General features: G+C 75.9%; 14 protein-coding genes and 2 pseudogenes. 14 read left to right on the forward strand and 2 right to left on the reverse strand.

Annotation, left to right across the window (positions count from 1 at the left end):
* Positions 1–187: 187 nt before the first annotated feature.
* Both AMOR_RS29920 and AMOR_RS29800 read left to right on the forward strand, forming a co-directional pair.
* A pseudogene (locus tag AMOR_RS29920) lies at positions 188–400 on the forward strand (ATP-binding protein); the annotation flags it as partial.
* Between the two features lie 261 nt (positions 401–661).
* A pseudogene (locus AMOR_RS29800) lies at positions 662–1,849 on the forward strand (ATP-binding response regulator); the annotation flags it as partial.
* Here AMOR_RS29800 and AMOR_RS08215 read toward each other — a convergent pair.
* Positions 1,809–4,103 carry a nitric-oxide reductase large subunit gene (locus AMOR_RS08215; RefSeq protein WP_248360323.1) on the reverse strand — a complete coding sequence of 765 codons (2,295 nt, stop codon included), beginning with the start codon at positions 4,101–4,103 and terminating at the stop codon, positions 1,809–1,811. The pseudogene AMOR_RS29800 and the gene AMOR_RS08215 sit on opposite strands and share 41 nt — an antisense overlap.
* Positions 4,104–4,222: 119 nt before the next feature.
* Between AMOR_RS08215 and AMOR_RS08220 the strand changes: the two genes are divergently transcribed.
* The 5 genes from AMOR_RS08220 to AMOR_RS08240 all read left to right on the forward strand — a co-directional run bounded on the left by AMOR_RS08220 (position 4,223) and on the right by AMOR_RS08240 (position 11,112).
* Positions 4,223–5,074, forward strand: a complete 852-nt coding sequence (locus AMOR_RS08220) for an MBL fold metallo-hydrolase (protein WP_248360324.1) — start codon at positions 4,223–4,225, stop codon at positions 5,072–5,074.
* Between the two features lie 83 nt (positions 5,075–5,157).
* A complete protein-coding gene (locus AMOR_RS08225) occupies positions 5,158–6,327 on the forward strand; it encodes a class I SAM-dependent rRNA methyltransferase (protein WP_248360325.1) in 1,170 nt (389 codons plus the stop codon).
* Positions 6,328–6,414: 87 nt separating this feature from the next.
* Entirely contained in the window at positions 6,415–8,556 is a 2,142-nt protein-coding gene (locus AMOR_RS08230) for a cyclic nucleotide-binding domain-containing protein (protein ID WP_248360326.1), read from the forward strand.
* Between the two features lie 40 nt (positions 8,557–8,596).
* Positions 8,597–10,342, forward strand: coding sequence for a sensor histidine kinase (locus AMOR_RS08235; protein WP_248360327.1), 1,746 nt, complete (start codon positions 8,597–8,599; stop codon positions 10,340–10,342).
* A 92-nt stretch (positions 10,343–10,434) separates the two neighbouring features.
* Positions 10,435–11,112, forward strand: coding sequence for an O-methyltransferase (locus AMOR_RS08240; RefSeq protein ID WP_248360328.1), 678 nt, complete (start codon positions 10,435–10,437; stop codon positions 11,110–11,112).
* Positions 11,113–11,119: 7 nt separating this feature from the next.
* Here the strand turns inward: AMOR_RS08240 and epmA are convergent, their stop codons facing one another.
* Positions 11,120–12,148: an EF-P lysine aminoacylase EpmA gene (gene epmA, locus AMOR_RS08245; RefSeq protein WP_248360329.1), complete on the reverse strand. Its 1,029-nt coding sequence runs from the start codon at positions 12,146–12,148 to the stop codon at positions 11,120–11,122.
* 49 nt (positions 12,149–12,197) lie between these two features.
* Here epmA and AMOR_RS08250 point away from each other — a divergent pair, with 49 nt between their 5' ends.
* The 7 genes from AMOR_RS08250 to AMOR_RS08280 all read left to right on the forward strand — a co-directional run bounded on the left by AMOR_RS08250 (position 12,198) and on the right by AMOR_RS08280 (position 18,360).
* Positions 12,198–14,006, forward strand: a complete 1,809-nt coding sequence (locus tag AMOR_RS08250; protein WP_248360330.1) for a hypothetical protein — start codon at positions 12,198–12,200, stop codon at positions 14,004–14,006.
* A gap of 157 nt (positions 14,007–14,163) precedes the next feature.
* Positions 14,164–14,970 carry an alpha/beta fold hydrolase gene (locus AMOR_RS08255; RefSeq protein WP_248360331.1) on the forward strand — a complete coding sequence of 269 codons (807 nt, stop codon included), beginning with the start codon at positions 14,164–14,166 and terminating at the stop codon, positions 14,968–14,970.
* Positions 14,967–15,749, forward strand: a complete 783-nt coding sequence (locus tag AMOR_RS08260; RefSeq protein ID WP_248360332.1) for a methyltransferase domain-containing protein — start codon at positions 14,967–14,969, stop codon at positions 15,747–15,749. Before AMOR_RS08255 ends, AMOR_RS08260 begins: the two co-directional genes overlap by 4 nt.
* 318 nt (positions 15,750–16,067) lie before the next feature.
* The gene (locus AMOR_RS08265; RefSeq protein WP_248360333.1) at positions 16,068–16,514 is read left to right on the forward strand and encodes an RNA polymerase sigma factor; all 447 of its coding nucleotides are present in this window, start codon (positions 16,068–16,070) and stop codon (positions 16,512–16,514) included.
* Positions 16,511–17,122 (forward strand): glycoside hydrolase family 13, encoded by a 612-nt coding sequence (locus tag AMOR_RS08270; protein ID WP_248360334.1) that lies wholly within the window; start codon positions 16,511–16,513, stop codon positions 17,120–17,122. Before AMOR_RS08265 ends, AMOR_RS08270 begins: the two co-directional genes overlap by 4 nt.
* Positions 17,123–18,007 (forward strand): hypothetical protein, encoded by an 885-nt coding sequence (locus AMOR_RS08275; RefSeq protein ID WP_248360335.1) that lies wholly within the window; start codon positions 17,123–17,125, stop codon positions 18,005–18,007.
* The gene (locus AMOR_RS08280) at positions 18,004–18,360 is read left to right on the forward strand and encodes a glycogen-binding domain-containing protein (RefSeq protein ID WP_248360336.1); all 357 of its coding nucleotides are present in this window, start codon (positions 18,004–18,006) and stop codon (positions 18,358–18,360) included. The genes AMOR_RS08275 and AMOR_RS08280 overlap by 4 nt, the downstream gene beginning before the upstream one ends.
* The last annotated feature ends 19 nt before the right edge of the window (positions 18,361–18,379 follow it).

The raw sequence follows: 18,379 nt of genomic DNA on the forward strand, positions 1-18,379 counted from the left end.
GGTCCGGCGCCAGCCCGCGGATCTCGCGGCGCTGGTCCGGGACGTCGCGACGCAGTTCGAGGCGCTCGCCCGCGAGCGGCGGGTCGCCCTCGAGGTCGAGGCGCCCGCCACGCTCACGCTCGCGATCGACGCCGAGAAGATCGACCGCGTGCTCGCGAACCTCCTCGCGAACGCGTTCAAGTTCGCGCCCGACGGGGGCCGGGTCCGCGCGGGCCTCGCGATCGAGGGCAGGGACGCCATCGTCACGGTGGAGGACGACGGGCCGGGCATCGCGCCCGAGCTGCGCGAGGCGGTCTTCGAGCGGTTCCGCCAGGACCCCGGGCGGCCCAGCCCGACGGGCGGCGCCGGCCTCGGCCTCGCCATCGCGCGGGAGTTCGTCGAGCTGCACGGCGGGCGGATCCACGTCGAGGACGCCCCCGCGCACGGCGCGCGGCTCGTGGTGTCGCTGCCGCTCGCGCCGGGCGGCGCCCCCCCGGACGCCGCCGCGCCGGCCGGCGCCGCTCCCGCGTCGCGCACCGGCCCGGAGCTCGCCGACGAGCTCCGCGCGGCGCGCGGCGCGAACGACCCCCCCGCGCCGTCCGGCCCCCCGGACGCGCCCGCGGTGCTCGTCGTCGAGGACCACCCGGACGCGCTGCGCGGCGTCGCGGCCGCGCTCGCGCCGGAGTTCCGGATCGTCACGGCGTCCGAGGGAGGCGAGGCGCTCCAGAAGGCCGAGGCGCTCCGGCCCGACGCCGTGGTCACGGACCTCATGATGCCCGGCGTGCCCGGCGACGCGCTCCTCGCGGAGCTGCGGCGCCGCCCCGCGCTCGTCCACACGCCGGCGCTCGTCCTCACCGCGCGCGCGGACGACGAGGCCCGGGTGCGGCTCCTCGAGGCGGGCGCGCAGGACTACGTCGTGAAGCCCTACCGGGCGGAGGAGCTGCGGGCGCGCGTGAGGAACCTCGTCGCGGCGAAGCGCTCCCGCGACGTCCTCGCGCGCGAGCTGGACGGCCGCACCGGCGACCTCGACGTGCTGGTCTCGGAGCTGGCGCGGCGCAAGCGCGAGCTCGAGATCACGGCGGACGCGGCGCGCGTCGCCCGCGAGCAGGCGGAGCGCGCGAGCGAGGTGAAGAGCAGGTTCCTCGGCCTCGTCTCGCACGAGCTCCGGACCCCGCTCACGTCGCTGAAGCTCGGCGTCGCCGGGCTCCGCGCGGGCCCGCTCGACGAGCGGCAGGCCGCGACCGTGGAGCGCCTCGCCCGCGCGACCACCCGGCTCCTCGCCCTCGTCGAGTCGCTCCTCGAGTACACGCGCGTCGAGAGCGGCCGGCTGGTCGTGTCGCGGGAGGCCGTGGACCTCGCCGCGATCGCCGCCGACGTCGTGGAGGACGTGCTCCCGCAGGCGCAGCAGAAGCTCCTCGCGCTCTCGATCGCGCCCGGACCGGCGGCGCCGCCGGTCGAGTCGGACCCGAGGCTGCTCCGCCTCGTCCTCACGAACCTCGTGATGAACGGCGTGAAGTACACCGAGCGCGGCGCGGTGCTCGTGGCGCTGGGCCACGGGCCCGGAGGGCACTGGGTCGAGGTGCGCGACACCGGCGGCGGGATGACCGTGGACGAGCAGGGTCGCGCGCTCCGCCCGTTCGAGCAGCTCGGCACGCCGCGGGCCGGCGGCGGGGTCGGGCTCGGGCTGGCGCTCGTGAAGGGCGTCGTCGAGGCGCTCGGGGGCAGTCTCCGCATCGAGAGCGCGCCCGGCGCCGGGACCACCGCGCGGGTCGAGCTGCCGCCACCGGACCGGGCGAGCCGGACGAGCGACGGGCCGATGACGCTCGCCGCTACGCCCGTCCCTCCGCCTCCACGTCCACGCCGGGCGTGACCTCCGTCGACCCCTCGTCCACGTGGCTCCGTCGCTCGAGCGACCACCCGGTCGCGAGCCCGAGCACGAACCACCCGAGGACGAGCGCCCCGGCGGCGAACAGCGTGTCGCCGGGGACGCGGAGCCAGCGCAGGGTGTCCATGAGCGGCGTCTTCAGGAACTCGGCCGAGCGCGCCCACCACGTGCCGGTCTCGACGGACGCCCAGGTCTGCAGGATCCCGACCGGGAGGAGCGACAGGAGCACCATCAGCGCGAGCCCGCAGTTGATGAGCCAGAACGCCACGGCGATGGGGCGCTCCCTCCACGCCGCCCCGGGCCGGAGGGCGCGGAGGCAGAACAGCATGAGCCCGATGCCGAGCATGCCGTAGACGCCGAAGAGGGCGGTGTGCCCGTGCACCGGGGTCGTGTTGAGCCCCTGCATGAAGTAGAGCGCGATGGGCGGGTTGATGAAGAAGCCGAAGAGGCCGGCGCCGACGAGGTTCCAGAACGCGACCGAGACGAAGAAGTTGATCGGCCAGCGGTACGCGCGCACCCAGGTGTCGGCGCGCGCGAACCGGATGTTCTGCCAGACTTCGAGCCCCACGAGCGTGAGCGGCACGACCTCGAGCGCGCTGAACGTGGCGCCGAGCGCCATGACCGCGGCGGGCGTCCCGGCGAAGTAGTTGTGGTGGAAGGTCCCGACGATGCCGCCGGCGAGGAACACGGTCGTGGAGAAGAAGGTCGCCCGGGTCGCCTTCTCGACGTGCAGCAGGCCGAGGCGGACGAACAGGAAGGCGATCACGACGGTCGCGAACACCTCGAAGAACCCCTCGACCCAGAGGTGCACGACCCACCAGCGCCAGTACTCGACCACCGCGAGGTTCGACTGCCGCCCGTACATGAGCCCCGCGCCGTAGAAGAGCGCGATGGCGACGCTCGCGAGCACGAACAGCCCGAGGAGCGGTCGCGAGGTCGACGGCGTCCGGAGGGCGGGCCAGAGCGCGCGCAGCATGAGCCCGAGCCAGAGGAAGAGGCCGACGAACAGGAAGATCTGCCAGAACCGGCCGAGGTCCACGTACTCGTACCCCTGGTGGCCGAACCACCACGACGCGGCGGGGGAGAGCCGGCGCTCGACGGAGAGCCACTCGCCCGCGAGCGACCCGACCACGATGACGAGGAGCGCGAGGAAGAGCAGGTCGACGCCGAGCTTCTGGAGGCGCGGCTCCGCGCCGGACACGGCCGGACCGACGTAGAGGCCCGTCGCGAGCCACGTCGTCGCGATCCAGAAGATCCCGAGCTGCGTGTGCCACGTCCGCGCGACCGCGTAGGGGAGCACCTTCGCGAGCGGGAAGCCGTAGAACCCGGCGCCCTCGACCCCGTAGTGCGCCGTGACCGCGCCGAGGGCGATCTGGACCACGAGGAGCGCGGCCGCGGTCCAGAAGTACTTCACGGTCGCGCGCTGGCTGGGCGTCGGGTGGAACCCGAACAGCGGGTCGCGCGCGGGCAGCTCGTGGGCGACGGTCTCCGGCTCCTGCCGGCTGCCGTGATACCAGACGAGCGCGCCGATCCCGGCGAGGAGCAGCACGAACGACACGACGCTCCAGACGACTGCGGCGCCCGTCGGGCGGTTCCCGACGAGCGGATCGTGCGGCCAGTTCTGGGTGTACGTGACCTGCTCGCCGGGGCGATCCGTCACCGCCGCCCAGCTCGTCCACCAGAAGAATGCCGCGAGGTCGCGCGCCTGGGCCGGGTCCACGAGCGCCCCCGGCGGGATCGCATACGCGTCGACGCCATCGCGGAACACCGCGGCGTAGTGCGCGGCGTTCGCATCGAACGCGGCGGCGCGCTCCGCGTCCACCCGCACCTCCCGGCGGTCCGGATCCCACGTGTTCCGGTGCAGGTCCTCCCGGAGGCGCTCGCGGAGCGCCGCCTGGCGCTCCGCGGACAGCGCGGCGTACCCCTTCGCGCCGTCGGCGCGCGCCCAGCGGTCGAGCATGAACGCGCCCTCGCGGTGGAGCCAGTCCGCGGACCAGTCGGGCGCCACGTACGCACCGTGCCCCCACACCGTCCCGACCTCCTGCCCACCGAGCGACTGCCAGACGTTCTGGCCGCGATGGATCGCGCTGCCGTCCGTGACCACGCGCCCGTCGCCGGTCACGACGCGGTCGGGGATCGGTGGGGCCGACGAGCGGATGCGCGGCCCCATGGCGCCGAGGATGACGAACGACGCGGCGATGACGGCGATCAGCGCGATCCAGTGGACGCGGTAGGACATGGCGGCGGCTCCTCCCGCAGAAAGCTGCGCCCGCCCGGGCCGCCGCGCAGGCGGGGCCTGCCAGCGCAGGGGGATGCAAGGATGTGGCCTTGTCACGCCGGGCGTTCTACGTTCGACCCGTGCGGATCGGCCGGTGGGAGCTCTCGAGCCTCGTCGACGCCCGCTTCGCCCTCGACGGCGGCGCGGTGTTCGGGGTCGTGCCACGCCCGGAGTGGGAGCGGGCGAGCGAACCCGACGCCCGGAACCGGGTCGCGCTCCTCGCCCGCTGCCTGCTCGCCGTCGACCGCGACGCGCGCCGCGTCGTGCTGGTGGACGTTGGGCCGGGCGACAAGTGGGAGCCGGCGCGCGCCGAGCGGCACGCGCTCGACCGGAGCGCGGGCGGGCTCGACGCCGCCCTCGCGCGCCACGGCCTCCGCCGCGAGCACGTGACGGACGTGGTGCTCACGCACCTGCACCTGCACCACGCCGGCGGCGTCACCCGCCGCGACGCGGCCGGGCACGCCGCGCTCGCGTTCCCGCGCGCGACGCACCACGTGCAGCGGCGGCACTGGGCGTGGGCGCACGGTCCCTCCGACCGGGACGGCCCGAGCTTCCTGCCCGAGGACTTCGACGTCCTCGGCCGCTCGGACCGGCTCCACCTCGTCGAGGGCGAGGCCGAGATCCTGCCGGACGTGGAGCTCGTCGTGTCCGAGGGACACACCGTGGCGCAGCAGCTGCCGCGGTTCCACGGAGACCAGACCCACCTCACCTTCTGCGGCGATCTCGTCCCGACCCGCGCGCACCTCGAGCCGTCGTGGATCATGGCGTTCGACCTCCAGCCGGTCACCACGCTCGAGGAGAAGAAGGTGGTGCTCGCGGAGGCGCTCGAGGACGACGGGATCATCGCGTTCGGGCACGATCCGAACATGGCGGCGTGCCGGCTCCGGGAAGAGGAAGGGCACCCCGTCTTCCGGGAGCAGGTGGAGCTGTAGGCGGCGTACGCGACGTCGGAGCTTGCGCCCCGCCACCGCCCGAGTAGCGCTCGCCGCTCCTCTCAGGTACACGTCGCCCACCCATGAACGAGCGCAAGGTGAAGGTGACCCGCCGTGGCGCCGACCGGCTCCAGAACGGCCACCTCTGGATCTACCGGACCGACGTCGAGGACGTGCCCGCCGGCGTCGAGGCCGGCGACGTCGTCGCCCTCGTGGACGGCCGCGGCCGCTTCCTCGGGAAGGCGTTCTGGTCCGCCCGCTCGAAGATCGCGCTCCGCGTCGTCACGCGCGACGAGGTGCCCGTCGACGAGGGCTTCCTCGCGGGACGCCTGTCCGACGCCATCGCGCTCCGCGAGCGCGCGTTCGGCGACGAGCCGTTCGTCCGGCTCGTGCACGGGGAGGCCGATCTCCTGCCGGGGTTGGTCGTCGACCGGTACGCCGACGTCGCGGTCATCCAGACGCTCGTTCCGGCGACGGACCGCCGGAAGGCGCTGCTCGCGGACCTGCTCGCGAACGCGCTGTCGCTCCGGACCGTCGTGGAACGGAACGACGTGCGCGTCCGCGAGCTCGAGGGCCTCGCGCAGGTGAAGGGCGTGCTGCGGGGGCCCGAGCCCGGCCCCCTGGAGTACCGGGAGGGTGCCGTCCGGATGAAGCTCGACGTGCTCGGCGGGCAGAAGACCGGGGCGTTCCTCGACCAGCGGGAGAACCACCTCCGCGCGGGCGAGTATGCGACCGGACGCTGCCTCGACTGCTTCAGCTACGCGGGAGGCTTCGCCCTCCAGCTCGCGCGCCGCGCCGAGCGGGTGACGGCGGTCGAGATGCAGGCGCCGGCGGTGGCGCTCCTCCGCGAGAACGCGGTCCTGAACCGGGCGGAGAACCTGGAGGTGGTGGAGTCGAACGCGTTCGACTACCTCCGCGACCGCGCCGACGAGGAGCCCGCCTTCGACCTCGTGGTGCTCGATCCGCCCGCGTTCGCCAAGAACAAGGACGCGCTGCCCGCGGCGCGCCGCGGCTACAAGGAGATCAACCTCCGCGCGATCCAGGTCCTGAAGCCGGGAGGGATCCTCGTCACCGCCTCGTGCAGCTACCACCTGGCGGAGGACGCGCTCGAGGGGCTCGTCCTCGACGCGGCGAACGACGCCGGACGGAGGGTGCAGGTCCTGGAGCGGCGGGGCGCCGGGCGCGACCATCCGGTCCTCCTGGGCGTCCCGGAGACGCGGTACCTGAAGTGCTTCGTGCTCCGCGTGGTCTGACGCACCCCGCCGCCGGGGGTTCCCGGTCTCCCGCGGCGGGTCGGACCGCAGTAGGATCGAGCCCGCACCGCGGGAAGGAGCCGCACGATGGCCGTCCGGCCACAGGATCTCGGCGCAGCCGCGCTCTCCGCGCTCGACCGGAGCCCGCTGCTCGCGCGACTCGACGCCACCGAGCGGCTCCGGCTGCTCGGGTGGGCGGAGCGCGTGACCTTCCCCGGCCGCACGCGCGTGCACGGCGACGCCGACGCGGGCAAGCACCTGTGCCTCGTCCTCGACGGCAGCGCCACGTGCCGACGCGAGGGGCTCGCGCTCCGCACGCTCCGCCCCGGCGATCACTTCGGCGAGCTGGCGGTGCTCGGCAGCAGCCACCGCGGCGAGACGGTCACCTCCGACGGCCCGCTCTCCGTCGCCCGCCTCTCGGCGGCGGCGTGGACCGCCGTCGAGCGAGAGGCACCCGCGCTCGCGACGAAGCTCGCGCTCGGGATCGCCGCCGCGCTCTCGGAGGAGCTGGGGCAGGTGACCGACGAGATGGGCCTGCTCCTCCGCGGCCGCTCCCTGCCGCGCGCGCAGGAGATCACCGTCCACGTGCTCGGCGAGGAGCGCCGGATCCGGACCGGGACGCGGCTCCTCGACCTGCTCCCCTCGACCCTCGAGGGCGATCCGGTCGTCGCGGGACTCCTCGGGCAGAAGCCGGTGTCGCTCGCGACGCCGGTCTTCACCGAGACGACCGTCGCGCCGCTCACGCTCTCGCACTGGGAGGGGCGGCAGATCTACGTCCACTCCCTCGGGCTCCTGCTCCTCGAGGCCGCACATCAGGTCGCGCCGGGGATCCCGGTCCGGATGGGCCCGTCGCGCGGCACGCACCAGGTCGTGACCGTGCCGGCCGCGGAGGACCACGCCGGGCTGGCGGCGCGCCTCGAGGCGGCGATGCAGCGGCTCGCCGAGGGGGACGCGCCGTTCCGGCTCGAGTACTGGGCCACCGACGAGGCGGAGCGGTGGTTCACGGAGCGCGGCTGGGACGACGCCGCGAAGCTCCTCCGGGTCCGCCGGCAGGCGACGGTCCGGCTCGTCTCGTGCGGGGAGGTGTACGCGCTCTCGCAGGGGCCGCTGCTCCCGTCGACGGGGGCGCTCCGGGGGTTCCGCCTCTCCGCCGACCCGGAGGGGCTCGCGCTCGTGGTCGGCGACCGCGATCCGAGGAACGGGCACGGGAGCCGCCGCACGGCGCCGCCGGCCCCGTCGCGCGACGGCCACATGGTCTCCGAGCACCAGACGTGGCTCGCGGCGATGGGCGTGTCGAGCGTCGGCGCGTTCAACGACCTCTGCATCTCCGGCCAGGTGACCCAGCTCATCCGCGTCGCCGAGGGGTTCCACGAGAAGCGCATCGGCCGGATCGCGGACGAGGTGGCGGCCCGGCGCGGGCGGATCCGCATCATCTCCATCGCCGGCCCGTCCTCGTCGGGGAAGACCACCTTCATCAGGCGGCTCACCGTCCAGCTGCAGATCGACGGCGTGAACCCCGTGGGCATCTCGCTCGACGACTACTACGTGGATCGGGAGAAGACGCCGCGCGACGCGCGGGGCGAGTGGGACTTCGAGGCGCTCGAGGCGCTCGACCTCCCCCTCCTCCAGGATCACGTCCGCCGGCTGCTCGCGGGCGAGACGGTCCGGACCGCCCGCTACGACTTCCTCACCGGCCGGAGCGATCCGGAGGGCGGCCCCACGATCCGGCTGCGGCCCGGCGACGTCCTCATGCTGGAGGGGATCCACGGCCTCAACCCGCGGCTGCTCGGCCCCATCCCGCGCGAGGGCGAGCTGTACCGGATCTTCATCCACCCGGCGACGACCCTGCCGTTCGACCGCCTCACGCGCGTCTCCGCCACCGACCTCCGGCTGCTCCGGCGGATCATCCGCGACCGCCACCACCGCGGCTACTCCGCCGCGGACAACATCGTCCGCTGGCCGTCGGTCCAGACGGGCGAGCGCGAGCACATCTTCCCCTACCAGACCGAGGCGGACGCGGTGTTCGACTCGGCGCTCATCTACGAGCCCGCCGTCCTGAAGGTTTACGCGGAGCGTTACCTCCTCGAGGTACCTCCGACCCATCCGGCGTACCCCACGGCACACCGGCTGCGCTACCTCGTGGATCGGTTCGTGTCGATCTACCCGGACCACGTGCCGCCCACCTCGCTCATCCGCGAGTTCATCGGCGGCAGCGGGTTCGAGTACTAGGAGGAACCGCCTGAGCGAGCCTCGACACCCGAGCCACACGATGGCGCGCCTCCGGGAGCTCCTCGATCGCGCGGAGGCCAGCGGCGCCGCGCCCGACGCCGCGATCCTCCGCGAGGGCCTGCACCTCGTCGCCGAGGAGGGCGCGCTCGCGGAGGCGGTGGTGGAGCACTCCGGGGCCCTCGTGGTGGTGCTCGACCGCGACGCGCGGATCGTCCGCTGGAACTCGGCGTGCGTGCGCGTCACCGGCGTCCCCGCCGACGAGGCCCGCGGCGCGTTCCTCTGGGACCTCCTGCCCGAGGACGAGCAGGACGGCGTCCGCGCCGTGTTCGATCGCCTGCTCGCGAAGGACTTCCCGAGCTCGCACGAGAACCACCTCCGCGCGCGCGGCGGGCCCCCGCGGCTCGTCGCCTGGTCGAACACGGTCCTGCTCGACGAGTCCGGCGAGGTCGCGTTCGTGGTCGGCACGGGGATCGACATCACCGAGCGCACCGACGCGGAGCGGGCCCTCCGGCGGCAGGCGAAGCGGCTCGAGGCGCTCGCCGAGTCCTCGCGCGTCTTCGCCTCCGGGCTCGACTACAAGACGACCCTCGACACGGTCGCCCGCCGGCTGTCGGAGCTCATCGGCGACGGCGCGCTCATCCGGATCATCTCCCCGGACGGCGCCTGGCTCGTCCCGGTCGCCATCTATCACCCTTCCCCCGAGCGCGCGGCGCTCCGCCGGCGGATGCTGGTGGCCGCCCCCCAGCGCACGACCGAGGGGATCACCGCCCGCGTCCTCGAGCGCGGCCAGACGCTCCGCATCCCGGCGCTCTCGCGGGAGACGATCCGCAACGAGATGAAGCCGGAGTACCTGCCCTACCTCGAGGGCGTGACCAGCCTGCTCATCGCGCCGCTCAAGCAGCGGCGCCAGGTGTTCGGCCACATCACGCTCATGCGCGACGCCGGCGGGGCGCCGTACACCGCGGAGGACGAGACCCTCCTCGAGGACCTCGCCCACCGCGCCGCTCAGGCCATCGAGAACGCCCGGCTCTACGGCGACGCGCAGGCGGCCGTCGCCGCACGGGACGAGTTCCTCTCCATCGCCTCCCACGAGCTCCGGACCCCGCTCACCGCGCTGCGGCTCGCGCTCGAGAACATGCGCCGGGTGTCCTCGCGCGAGGCGCTCGAGACGCTCCCGCCCGCCTACGTCGAGCGCGTGCTCGCCACGGCGGAGCGGCAGGGTCAGCGCCTCGAGAAGCTCGTGTCGGCGCTCCTCGACGTGTCCCGCATCCACATGGGCAAGCTCGAGCTGGAGCTCGAGGACGTGGACCTCGCGCAGGCGGTCCAGGAGGCGGTGGCGCAGGTCGAGGACGAGGCGGCGCAGGCCGGGTGCGAGGTCGTGGTGCACGGCGGCCCGGCGGTCGGGCGCTGGGACCGGCTCCGGATCTCGCAGGTCGCGACGAACCTCCTCTCGAACGCGGTGAAGTACGGCGCGGGGAAGCCGGTCGAGGTGACGTACGGCGCCGCGGGCGGCCGGGCCTTCCTCGAGGTGAAGGACCGCGGGATCGGCATCGACCCGGCCGACCAGCGCCACATCTTCGAGCGCTTCGAGCGGGCCGTCTCCTCCCGGAACTACGGCGGGCTCGGCCTCGGGCTGTACATCGTGAAGCGCATCGTCGAGGCGCACGGCGGGACGGTCCGCGTCGAGAGCGCGCCCGGCGCCGGCGCCTCGTTCTCGGTGGACCTGCCGCAGCAGCAGCCGGCGATCGCGGCGGGCGAGGCGCGCACGCCGACGCCGGTCCACTGACGGCGCGGCGGCGCGTCACTGCCGCCCGGCCAGCCGACACCCGCCCCGAACGGCCGCTGCACGTCGTCCCTCCGGGAGCCACCATGCCGGCCATGGGCTCTCCGCCGGTCAAGGGGTTCGGCCAGGGCGACCCCGCCCTCGCCGCGTGGACCGAGGCCGTCTACCGGCCGGAGGACGACGTCCTCCGGCAGATCCGGGAGCGCAGCGTCGCCGCGGGGCTCCCGCCGATCCAGGTCGGGAAGATGGACGCGCTGCACCTCGAGGTGATCGCGCGCGTGTCCGGCGCGCGGAAGGCGGTCGAGATCGGCACGCTCGGAGGGTACAGCGGCGTCTGCCTGCTCCGTGGCATGGGATCCGGCGGATTCCTGCACACCTTCGAGCTCGACCCGGGCCGGGCGGATCTCGCCCGGCGCTCGTTCGAGCACGCGGGCCTCGCGGATCAGGTGCGCGTGCACGTCGGTCCGGCGGCGGAGCGCCTCCGCGGGATCGAGCCGGACGGACCGTTCGATCTCGTGTTCGTGGACGCGGACAAGGCCGGGTACCCCGGCTACCTCGCGTGGGCGGAGCAGCACCTGCGCGTGGGCGGCGTGCTCCTGGCGGACAACACGTTCGGCTTCGGCCACGTCCACGAGGACGAGCCGGAGGGGGAGGACCCGGGCGCGATGGCGGCGCTCCGGAGGTTCAGCGACCGGCTCGCGAGAGGCGGGCGGTTCCGGGCGACGATGCTGCCGACGGCGGAGGGCATGTCGCTCGCGGTGAAGATCCGGTAGCCGACCGCTATCCGCCGATCCCCGGGAACCCGCTCGCGGGGAACAGCAGCACCTCCTCGATCGACTCCGCCCCCACGAGCAGCATCAGCAGCCGGTCGAACCCGATGGCGACGCCGCCGGCGTCCGGCATCCGGCCCACCGCCTCGAGGAAGGCCTCGTCGAGCGGGTACACCGGCCGCCCCAGCCGCCGCCGCAGCTCCTGCTCCTCGACGAGGCGCGCGCGCTGCTCCACCGCGTCGTTCAGCTCGGTGAAGCCGTTCGCGAGCTCCAGCCCGCCGGCGTACAGCTCGAACCGCTCCGCCCAGCGCGGGTCCTCGCGCTTCACCTTCGAGAGCGACGCCATGGACGCCGGCCAGTCCACGAGCCAGGTCGGCCGCGAGGTCCCGAGGCGCGGCTCGACGGCGTCCAGCATCACGCGGAAGAACACGTCGTCGAAGCCCTCGCCCGGCGGACCGGGGTCGTGACCGGCGGCGCGCGCCGCGGCGGCGAGCCGGCCGGCATCGCCGGAGCAGGCGGCGAGATCGACGCGGGCGTGCCGGAGGAAGGCGTCCTGGACCGTGAGCGTCTCGAACGGCGCGGCGAGCTCGACCTCGCGGCCGTCGCGCAGCGCGCGGGTCGCGCCGCCGAGGAGCGTCCGCGCGCAGCCCTCGACGAGCGCCTCCACGTCCTCCATGACCCCGCGGTACCCGACGCCCGTCCGGTACAGCTCGAGCATCGTGAACTCGGGATTGTGCGTCCGCGAGACCTCGCCGTTGCGGAAGACCCGCGCGAGCTGGAACACGCGCGAGAAGCCTTCGGCGAGGAGCCGCTTCATCGCGTACTCCGGGCTCGAGTGGAGGTAGAGCGGCGAGGGCGCACCGCCGCGCTCCGGCACGAACGGCGCCTCGAACGCCTGGATGTGGGGCTCCATGCCCGGCGCGGGCACGAGGCAGGGCGTCTCGACCTCCTCGTACCCGCGTGCACCGAGCGCCCGCCTCACCTCGGCGGCGAGCCGGGCGCGCGCCCGCGCGTTCGCCCTGCGCTTCTCGAAGTCCATCGCGGGGGACTCTAGCGCCTCGCGGCGGGCGCCGCGCTAGACTCGTGCGGTGAAGCTTCGCCTCCCGCTCCCGCTCTCGCTCTCGCTCTCGCTCGTCCTCGCCCTCGTCCTAGGCGGCGCCTGCGCCCACCGCGGCGCCCTCCCCGACCCGGCCCCGAACGCGTCGACGCCGCCCGCGGAGGACCCCGCTCCGGGCTTCGCACCCACGGACCCCGACGCTCCGGCCGACCCCGCCGTGCCCCAGGCCGCCGATCCGCCGCCGGCCGCCCCACCAGCGACGGCGACGCCGGCCCCCGCGCCGGATGCGACGCCCGCTCCCGGGCCGGCGAAGCCGTCCGGTGCCGCGCCGGCGACGCCTCCGGCGCGGCGCGCGGCGCGGATCGACCTGAAGAGCGTCCGCGCGGGCGCCGACGCGGTGCTCCGGAGCCAGGCCGAGGCGTACTGGCGCTGGTTCACGCGCGGCGAGGTCGCGGATCCGGGCGCGGCGTGGAAGGGGCACGAGGCGCTCCTGTCCGACGCGACGCTTGCAGGCGTGGCGGCCGCCGCGGAGGGCGCGAGCGGCGACGAGCGGCGCGCGCTGGCCCACCTCCGCGCGTGGCTCCTCGGCGAGCGCCTCGCCCGCGACGCCGCGGAGCCGGCGGGCCGCGCGGGGCCGCCCCGCGCGGCCGCGACGTTCGAATGGGACGGGCGCGCCGTGCCCGTGCGCGAGGCGGCGGTGCTCCTCGCGGGCGAGCACGATCCCGACCGTCGCCGCGCGCTCGCCGAAGCCGCGGCCGCGGGCGCACGCCCGCTCACGGCGGTCGCCGCCCGGCGCGCGTCGCGGCTCGAGGACGCGGCGCGCGCAATCGGGTACCCCTCCATCCTCGACCTCGCGGCCGAGGTCCGCGGCGAGGTGCCGGCGGCCCTCGCCGCCCTCGCGGAGGCGGTGCTGGCGCGGACCGACGCGACCTGGAGCGCGCTGCTCGCCGAGCTCGCGAAGCGCGACGGGCTCGCGCGCGACGACGTGCGCGCCCGCGATCTCCCGCGCCTCGTGCGCACCCTGGCGCCGCCCGCGGCGTTCCCGGGCGACCGGCAGCTCGACGCGGCCGCGGCGCTCCTCGGCGGCCTCGGCGTGGACCTCGCCTCGCAGCGGAACCTCCACCTCGATCCGGCCGCGCGCGCCGGGAAGATCCCGCGCGCCATCGCGCTCCCGATCGATCCGCCGGCGGACGTCCGGCTCTCGACCGCACCGCTCGCCGGCCTCGACGCGCTCCGCGCGGTGCTGCACGAGATGGGCGTCGCCGAGTACTACGCGCACGTCCGCCCGGGCCCGTCCGAGCTCCGCCGGCTCGGCCCCGCGGCCATCCCGGACACGTGGGGGATCCTCTTCGAGGAGGTGGGCGGCGAGCCCGACTGGCTCGTGGAGCGCGGCCTCGACGCCGAGCACGCGAGGGCAGAGGCCCGCGCCGCCGCCGCGCGGCGGCTGCTCCGCGCCCGTGAGGGGGCGGCCCGGCTCCTCGCGGCGATCGCGCGGGCGCGCGGGACGGCCGGCGCGACGGAGCAGGAGGCGAAGCTCCTCGCCCGCGCGCGCGGGTGCCCCGCCGATGCGGACCCGTTCCCGCCCGCGGATCCCGATCCGCTGCTGCGCAGCGCGGAGGGGCTCCGCGCGGAGCTGCTCGCCGCGCAGGCGGAGCAGTTCCTGACGGCGCGCGCCGGAGGGAAGGCCTGGTGGCGATCCCCGGCGGCCGGGACCTGGCTCGTCGGGGCCTGGGGCGAGGGCAGCCGGAGGACGGCCGAGGAGCTCTCGCTCGCGATGGGACAGCAGGGGCTCGATCCGGCGGCGCTCGACGCGGTGGCGCGGAGAAGGGCGGGGATGTAGGACTCGCCCACCCAACGGCCATCGGTCTCCGTGGCCGAGCCCGTCACCGTGCCCGGCTTTCGCGTTCCCGATGGCGTGCGGTTCTGCGCTCGTCAACCGAGTCTTCTGCCAACGGTTGACGACACCTTTTCCCCTGCTATCCTGCGCCCCTCGCCCCATGCCTTCCCTCGAGACCGCCAGCGGCGCGCGCGTCGCGTATCTCGACTGGGGCTCCGGACCCCCGCTCGTGCTCGTGCACGGGTGGGCGATGTCCTCCGCGGTGCTCACCGACCTCGGCCGGGCGCTCGAGGACGGCCGGCGGGTGATCGTCCCGGACCTGCGCGGCCACGGGGCTTCCTCGCCGGGCGGGTTCGGCCTCGAGGATCTCGCCGGCGACCTCGCCGCGCTGCTCGACGCGCTCGCGCTCCGGGACGTCGCGCTCGCCGGCTGGTCCATGGGCGGCCAGGTCGCGCTCGCGGCGATGCCGCGCGTCCGCCGCCGCGTCGCGCGGCTCGCCCTGCTCTCCACGACGCCGCGCTTCACCGCCGGGGAAGGCTGGCCGCACGGCCTGCCCGCGCAGCACGTGGAGGTGCTCGCGCACCGCGTCCGCCGGGATCCCACCCGCGCGCTGCCGCGCTTCTTCGACGGCATGTTCGCGCCGGGCGAGCTCGACGACGGCGCGCGCGCGCGTGTCGCCGCCCTCCGCGACGCGCTCCCGCCGCCCGCGCCCGCCGCCGCGCAGGCGGGGCTCGACCTCCTCGTCTCCGTCGACCTCCGCGGCGCGCTCCGGGCGGTGGACGTCCCGACGCTCGTCGTCCACGGCGGCGCGGATCCCATCTGCCCCGCCGGCGCCGGGCGGGCCCTCGCCGACGCGATCCCCGGCGCGCGGCTCGTCGTCTTCCCCGGAGCGGGTCACGCGCCGTTCCTGTCCCGGCCGGCGGCGGTGGCCGGCGCGCTCCGGCCGTTCCTCGCGGGTGAGGCATGAACCCGGTCGACAAGCGCCGCGTCCGGCGGAGCTTCTCGCGGTCGGCTCGGGCGTACGACGGCCGCGCGGCGGTGCAGCGCGAGATCCAGGACCGGATGCTGGCGCTCCTCGGCGAGGCGGCCCCGGAAGCGCGCCGCGCGCTCGACGTCGGCGCGGGCACGGGCGCCCTCCTCGCCCGGCTCGCCGCGGCGCGGCCGCGCCTCGCGCCGGCGGCGGTGGACCTCGCGCCGGGCATGGCGGCCGCCGCCCGCGCGCGCGTCCCGTCCGCGACCGTGGCTGCAGCGGACGCCGAGGCGCTCCCCTTCCGGAGCGGCGCCTTCGACCTCGTCGTCTCGACCTCCACGTTCCAGTGGTTGCCGCGGCTCGAGCCCGCGTTCGCCGAGGCGCGCCGCGTGCTCGCGCCTGGCGGCGTGCTCGCGATCGCGCTGTTCGGGGCGCGGACGCTCCGCGAGCTGCGGGACGCCTGGGCCGCGGCCGGCGCCGGCGCCGCGCGCACGCACCGCTTCTTCTCGCGGGACGACGTGGAGCGCGCGCTCGCCGCGGCGGGGCTCGCCACCCGGAGCGTCGTCGAGGAGGACCTCGTGGAGCACCACCCGGACGCGCGCGCCGTCCTCCGCTCGCTCAAGGCCATCGGGGCGACCAACGCGGTGCCCGGCGCGCGCGGCCTCGGCGGGCGGGGCGCGACCCTCGAGATGCTCCGGCGCTACGAGGACGGCCACGCCGGACCGCGCGGCGTACCGGCGACGTGGCACGTCGTCTGGGCCGTCGCGGCGCGCTGACGCGTCCCCGACCCGGCACCGCCTCGCGGGGAGGGTGCGGCCGACCCCGCATCCCTGCGGCGAGGAGCGCAGTACCTCCCAAGAGGCGCCGAACCGCGGTACGCTTCCTCCGGGAGGAGTCTCGCCATCGCACCGCCGGATCCCAGGCTCGCGCTCGCCGCCGCCGACGGGACCGCGCTCGCCGCAGGCGACGCGCCGGTCGACCTGGCCGAGGCCGCAGACCTCGACGCGGTCGCCCGGACGCTCGATGGCGACGCGCAGGCGTTCGCGGGTGTGGTCCAGCGCCACGCCCGCGGCCTCGTGTCGGTGTGCTCGCGCATGGTCAACGACGCCCGGCTCGGCGAGGAGCTCGCGCAGGACGCCCTGGCGCGCGCGTACACCAGCCTGGGATCGTTCCGCGGAGACTGCCGGTTCCGGCACTGGCTGTTCCGGATCGCCGTGAACGGGTGCCGCGACTGGCTCAAGGCGGGCGCGCGCGCCGAGCGCCCGAGCGACCTCACCGGCGACGAGCTCGTGACCGGGCTCCACCCCGAGCGCGACGCAGCCGCGCGCCAGGCGATCTCCGCGCTCGCCGCGGCCATCGCCGCGCTGCCGCCGAAGTACCGCGAGGCGTTCACGCTCTTCCACGTCGAGAACATGCCCTACGAGGAGATCGAGGCGATCACCGGCGTCCGGGTGAACGCGCTCAAGGTCCGGGTGCACCGCGCGCGCGGGATGCTGCGCGCGGCGCTCGGCGAGCTCCTCGACACGGAGGTGACGTCGTGACCGACCGCGAGCTCCGCGAACTGCTCGACGCGCGGCCCGATCCCGCCCGCGCGGAGCGCGCCCTCTCCGCGCTGCCGCCCGCCGCACGCCGCGAGGCGCGCGCCCTCCTCGGCCTCGCGCGGGCCGCGGGCGCGCTCCCCCGCCCCCTCCCGCCGGCCGACTTCGCCTCGCGCGCCATGGCGCGGGTCCGCGCGGCGCGCCCGCCCCGGCGCGGCCTGCTCGAGCGGCTCGTCGGGGTCCCGCTCGCCGGCTCCCTCACCGCGGCCGCGGCCGCCGCGTTCCTCGCCGTCGCCGTCGCCCGCTACCCGGGCCGCGCCCCGGCGGGCCCGCCCGCGACCGCCGCTCCCCCGCAGAACCGCGCCAGCCTCGCGCTCGTCGCCCCCGCGGCGCGCGACGTCCGCGTCGCGGGCGACTTCAACGGCTGGCGCCCGGAGGCGACGCCGCTCGCCCGCGACCGCGACGGCCGATGGCACGTCGAGATCCCCGTCGAGCGCGGCCGGCGGTACGAGTACATGTTCGTCGTGGACGGCGCGTGGGTGACCGATCCGGCCGCCGCCGCCCGCGCGGACGACGGCTTCGGCGGCCAGAACGCGATCCTGGACACCTGAGTGTCGCCGCTGCTGCTCGCGCTCGCCATCGCCGCCGGCGCGGCTGAGCACGGGCGCGTCGTGCTGACCGCCGTCGCGGGCGGAGGCTGGGCGAGCGATCCGTTCGTCGGGGCGGGCCTGGGAGGCGGCCCGATGATCGAGCTCGGTCCGGGCGCGCGCCTCGACCTCTCCTTCTCGCCGCGGCTGAAGGTGGCGATCGCCGGCGACCTCTCCCTGCTCCGCTTCAACGGCGCGGACTTCGGCTCGCTGGCCGCGCGGGCAGGCGCGGAGGCCCGGCTGATCGGGAAGCGCGCGGAGCTCTCGCTCGCGCTCAGCGGCGACCGCGCGGAGTTCTCGCGCCCCGTCCCGTTCTCGGATCTCGCCGCCGCGCCGCCCGTGACGTCGACCGGCGCCGTGGCGCTCGCGTCGGCGCTGCGCCTCCGCTCCGGCCCGGTGGCGCTCCGCGCCGCCGCAGCGGCGTCCTACCGGACGTCCGAGGCGGGCGAGGACGTCGCGGAGCGCGGGCTCGGGCTCGATGCCGCCGTCGAGTGGCCGGTGCTGCGGCGCCTCGTCCTGCTCGCGGGAGCGCGACACGATCGCGTCGCGAGCGCCCGGCCGGACTTCGCCCGCGTGTCGACCGGCGGCGAGGTCGCGCTCACCGCGACCGCGCTGGAGGAGCCCGCGCTCGATCTCGCCGTCCGCGGACAGCTCGACCGCGTGTCGTTCGACACCGGCGTCCGGGAGACGCTCTCGCGCTTCGCGGTGGACGTCGCGCACCCGGTCGGCCCGGTGGAGGCGGTGGTCGCGTGGTCGTGGACGCGGAGCGACGCCGGCGTCGCCGGCGCCGCCTCCCGGTACCTCGTCTACGCCGGCGTGAGGGGCCGGGCGAGGGCGCTCTCGTGGTGAACGGCGTCGCACCGCTCCTCCGCCGTGCCCGGGCCGCGCTCCTCGCGGTGTCGCTCGGCTGCGCGACCGCGCCGCGCGCGCCGGCCGCGGCGGCGGACGCGGAGGGCGCCGTCCTGCGGTACGACGGCGCCGCCGACGCCGTGTACGTGTGCGGCACGATGACGGGGTGGGAGCCTGTCCCCCTCGAGCGCGACGCGCGTGGGTTCGGCCTCACCCTCCCACTCCCGCCGGGCCGATACGAGTATCGACTGGAGGTTCACCGCGGCGGGGAGGTACAGGTCGTGGTGCCCGAGGGTGCGGAGCGGACGGACGATGGGTTCGGAGGCGAGAATGCGATCGTGCGCGTGCCGTAACCACGGCCGGATCGCCTCG

The sequence above is a fragment of the Anaeromyxobacter oryzae genome (assembly GCF_023169945.1).
GTDB lineage: Bacteria > Myxococcota > Myxococcia > Myxococcales > Anaeromyxobacteraceae > Anaeromyxobacter > Anaeromyxobacter oryzae.

What these genes read in the sequence shown, in the direction of transcription:
- AMOR_RS08215 (WP_248360323.1), bottom strand. Translation starts at nt 4,103, where the DNA reads ATGTCCTACCGCGTCCACTGGATCGCGCTGATCGCCGTCATCGCCGCG.
- AMOR_RS08225 (WP_248360325.1), top strand. Translation starts at nt 5,158, where the DNA reads ATGAACGAGCGCAAGGTGAAGGTGACCCGCCGTGGCGCCGACCGGCTC.
- AMOR_RS08230 (WP_248360326.1), top strand. Translation starts at nt 6,415, where the DNA reads ATGGCCGTCCGGCCACAGGATCTCGGCGCAGCCGCGCTCTCCGCGCTC.
- AMOR_RS08235 (WP_248360327.1), top strand. Translation starts at nt 8,597, where the DNA reads ATGGCGCGCCTCCGGGAGCTCCTCGATCGCGCGGAGGCCAGCGGCGCC.
- AMOR_RS08240 (WP_248360328.1), top strand. Translation starts at nt 10,435, where the DNA reads ATGGGCTCTCCGCCGGTCAAGGGGTTCGGCCAGGGCGACCCCGCCCTC.
- epmA (WP_248360329.1), bottom strand. Translation starts at nt 12,148, where the DNA reads ATGGACTTCGAGAAGCGCAGGGCGAACGCGCGGGCGCGCGCCCGGCTC.
- AMOR_RS08255 (WP_248360331.1), top strand. Translation starts at nt 14,164, where the DNA reads ATGCCTTCCCTCGAGACCGCCAGCGGCGCGCGCGTCGCGTATCTCGAC.
- AMOR_RS08260 (WP_248360332.1), top strand. Translation starts at nt 14,967, where the DNA reads ATGAACCCGGTCGACAAGCGCCGCGTCCGGCGGAGCTTCTCGCGGTCG.
- AMOR_RS08265 (WP_248360333.1), top strand. Translation starts at nt 16,068, where the DNA reads ATGGTCAACGACGCCCGGCTCGGCGAGGAGCTCGCGCAGGACGCCCTG.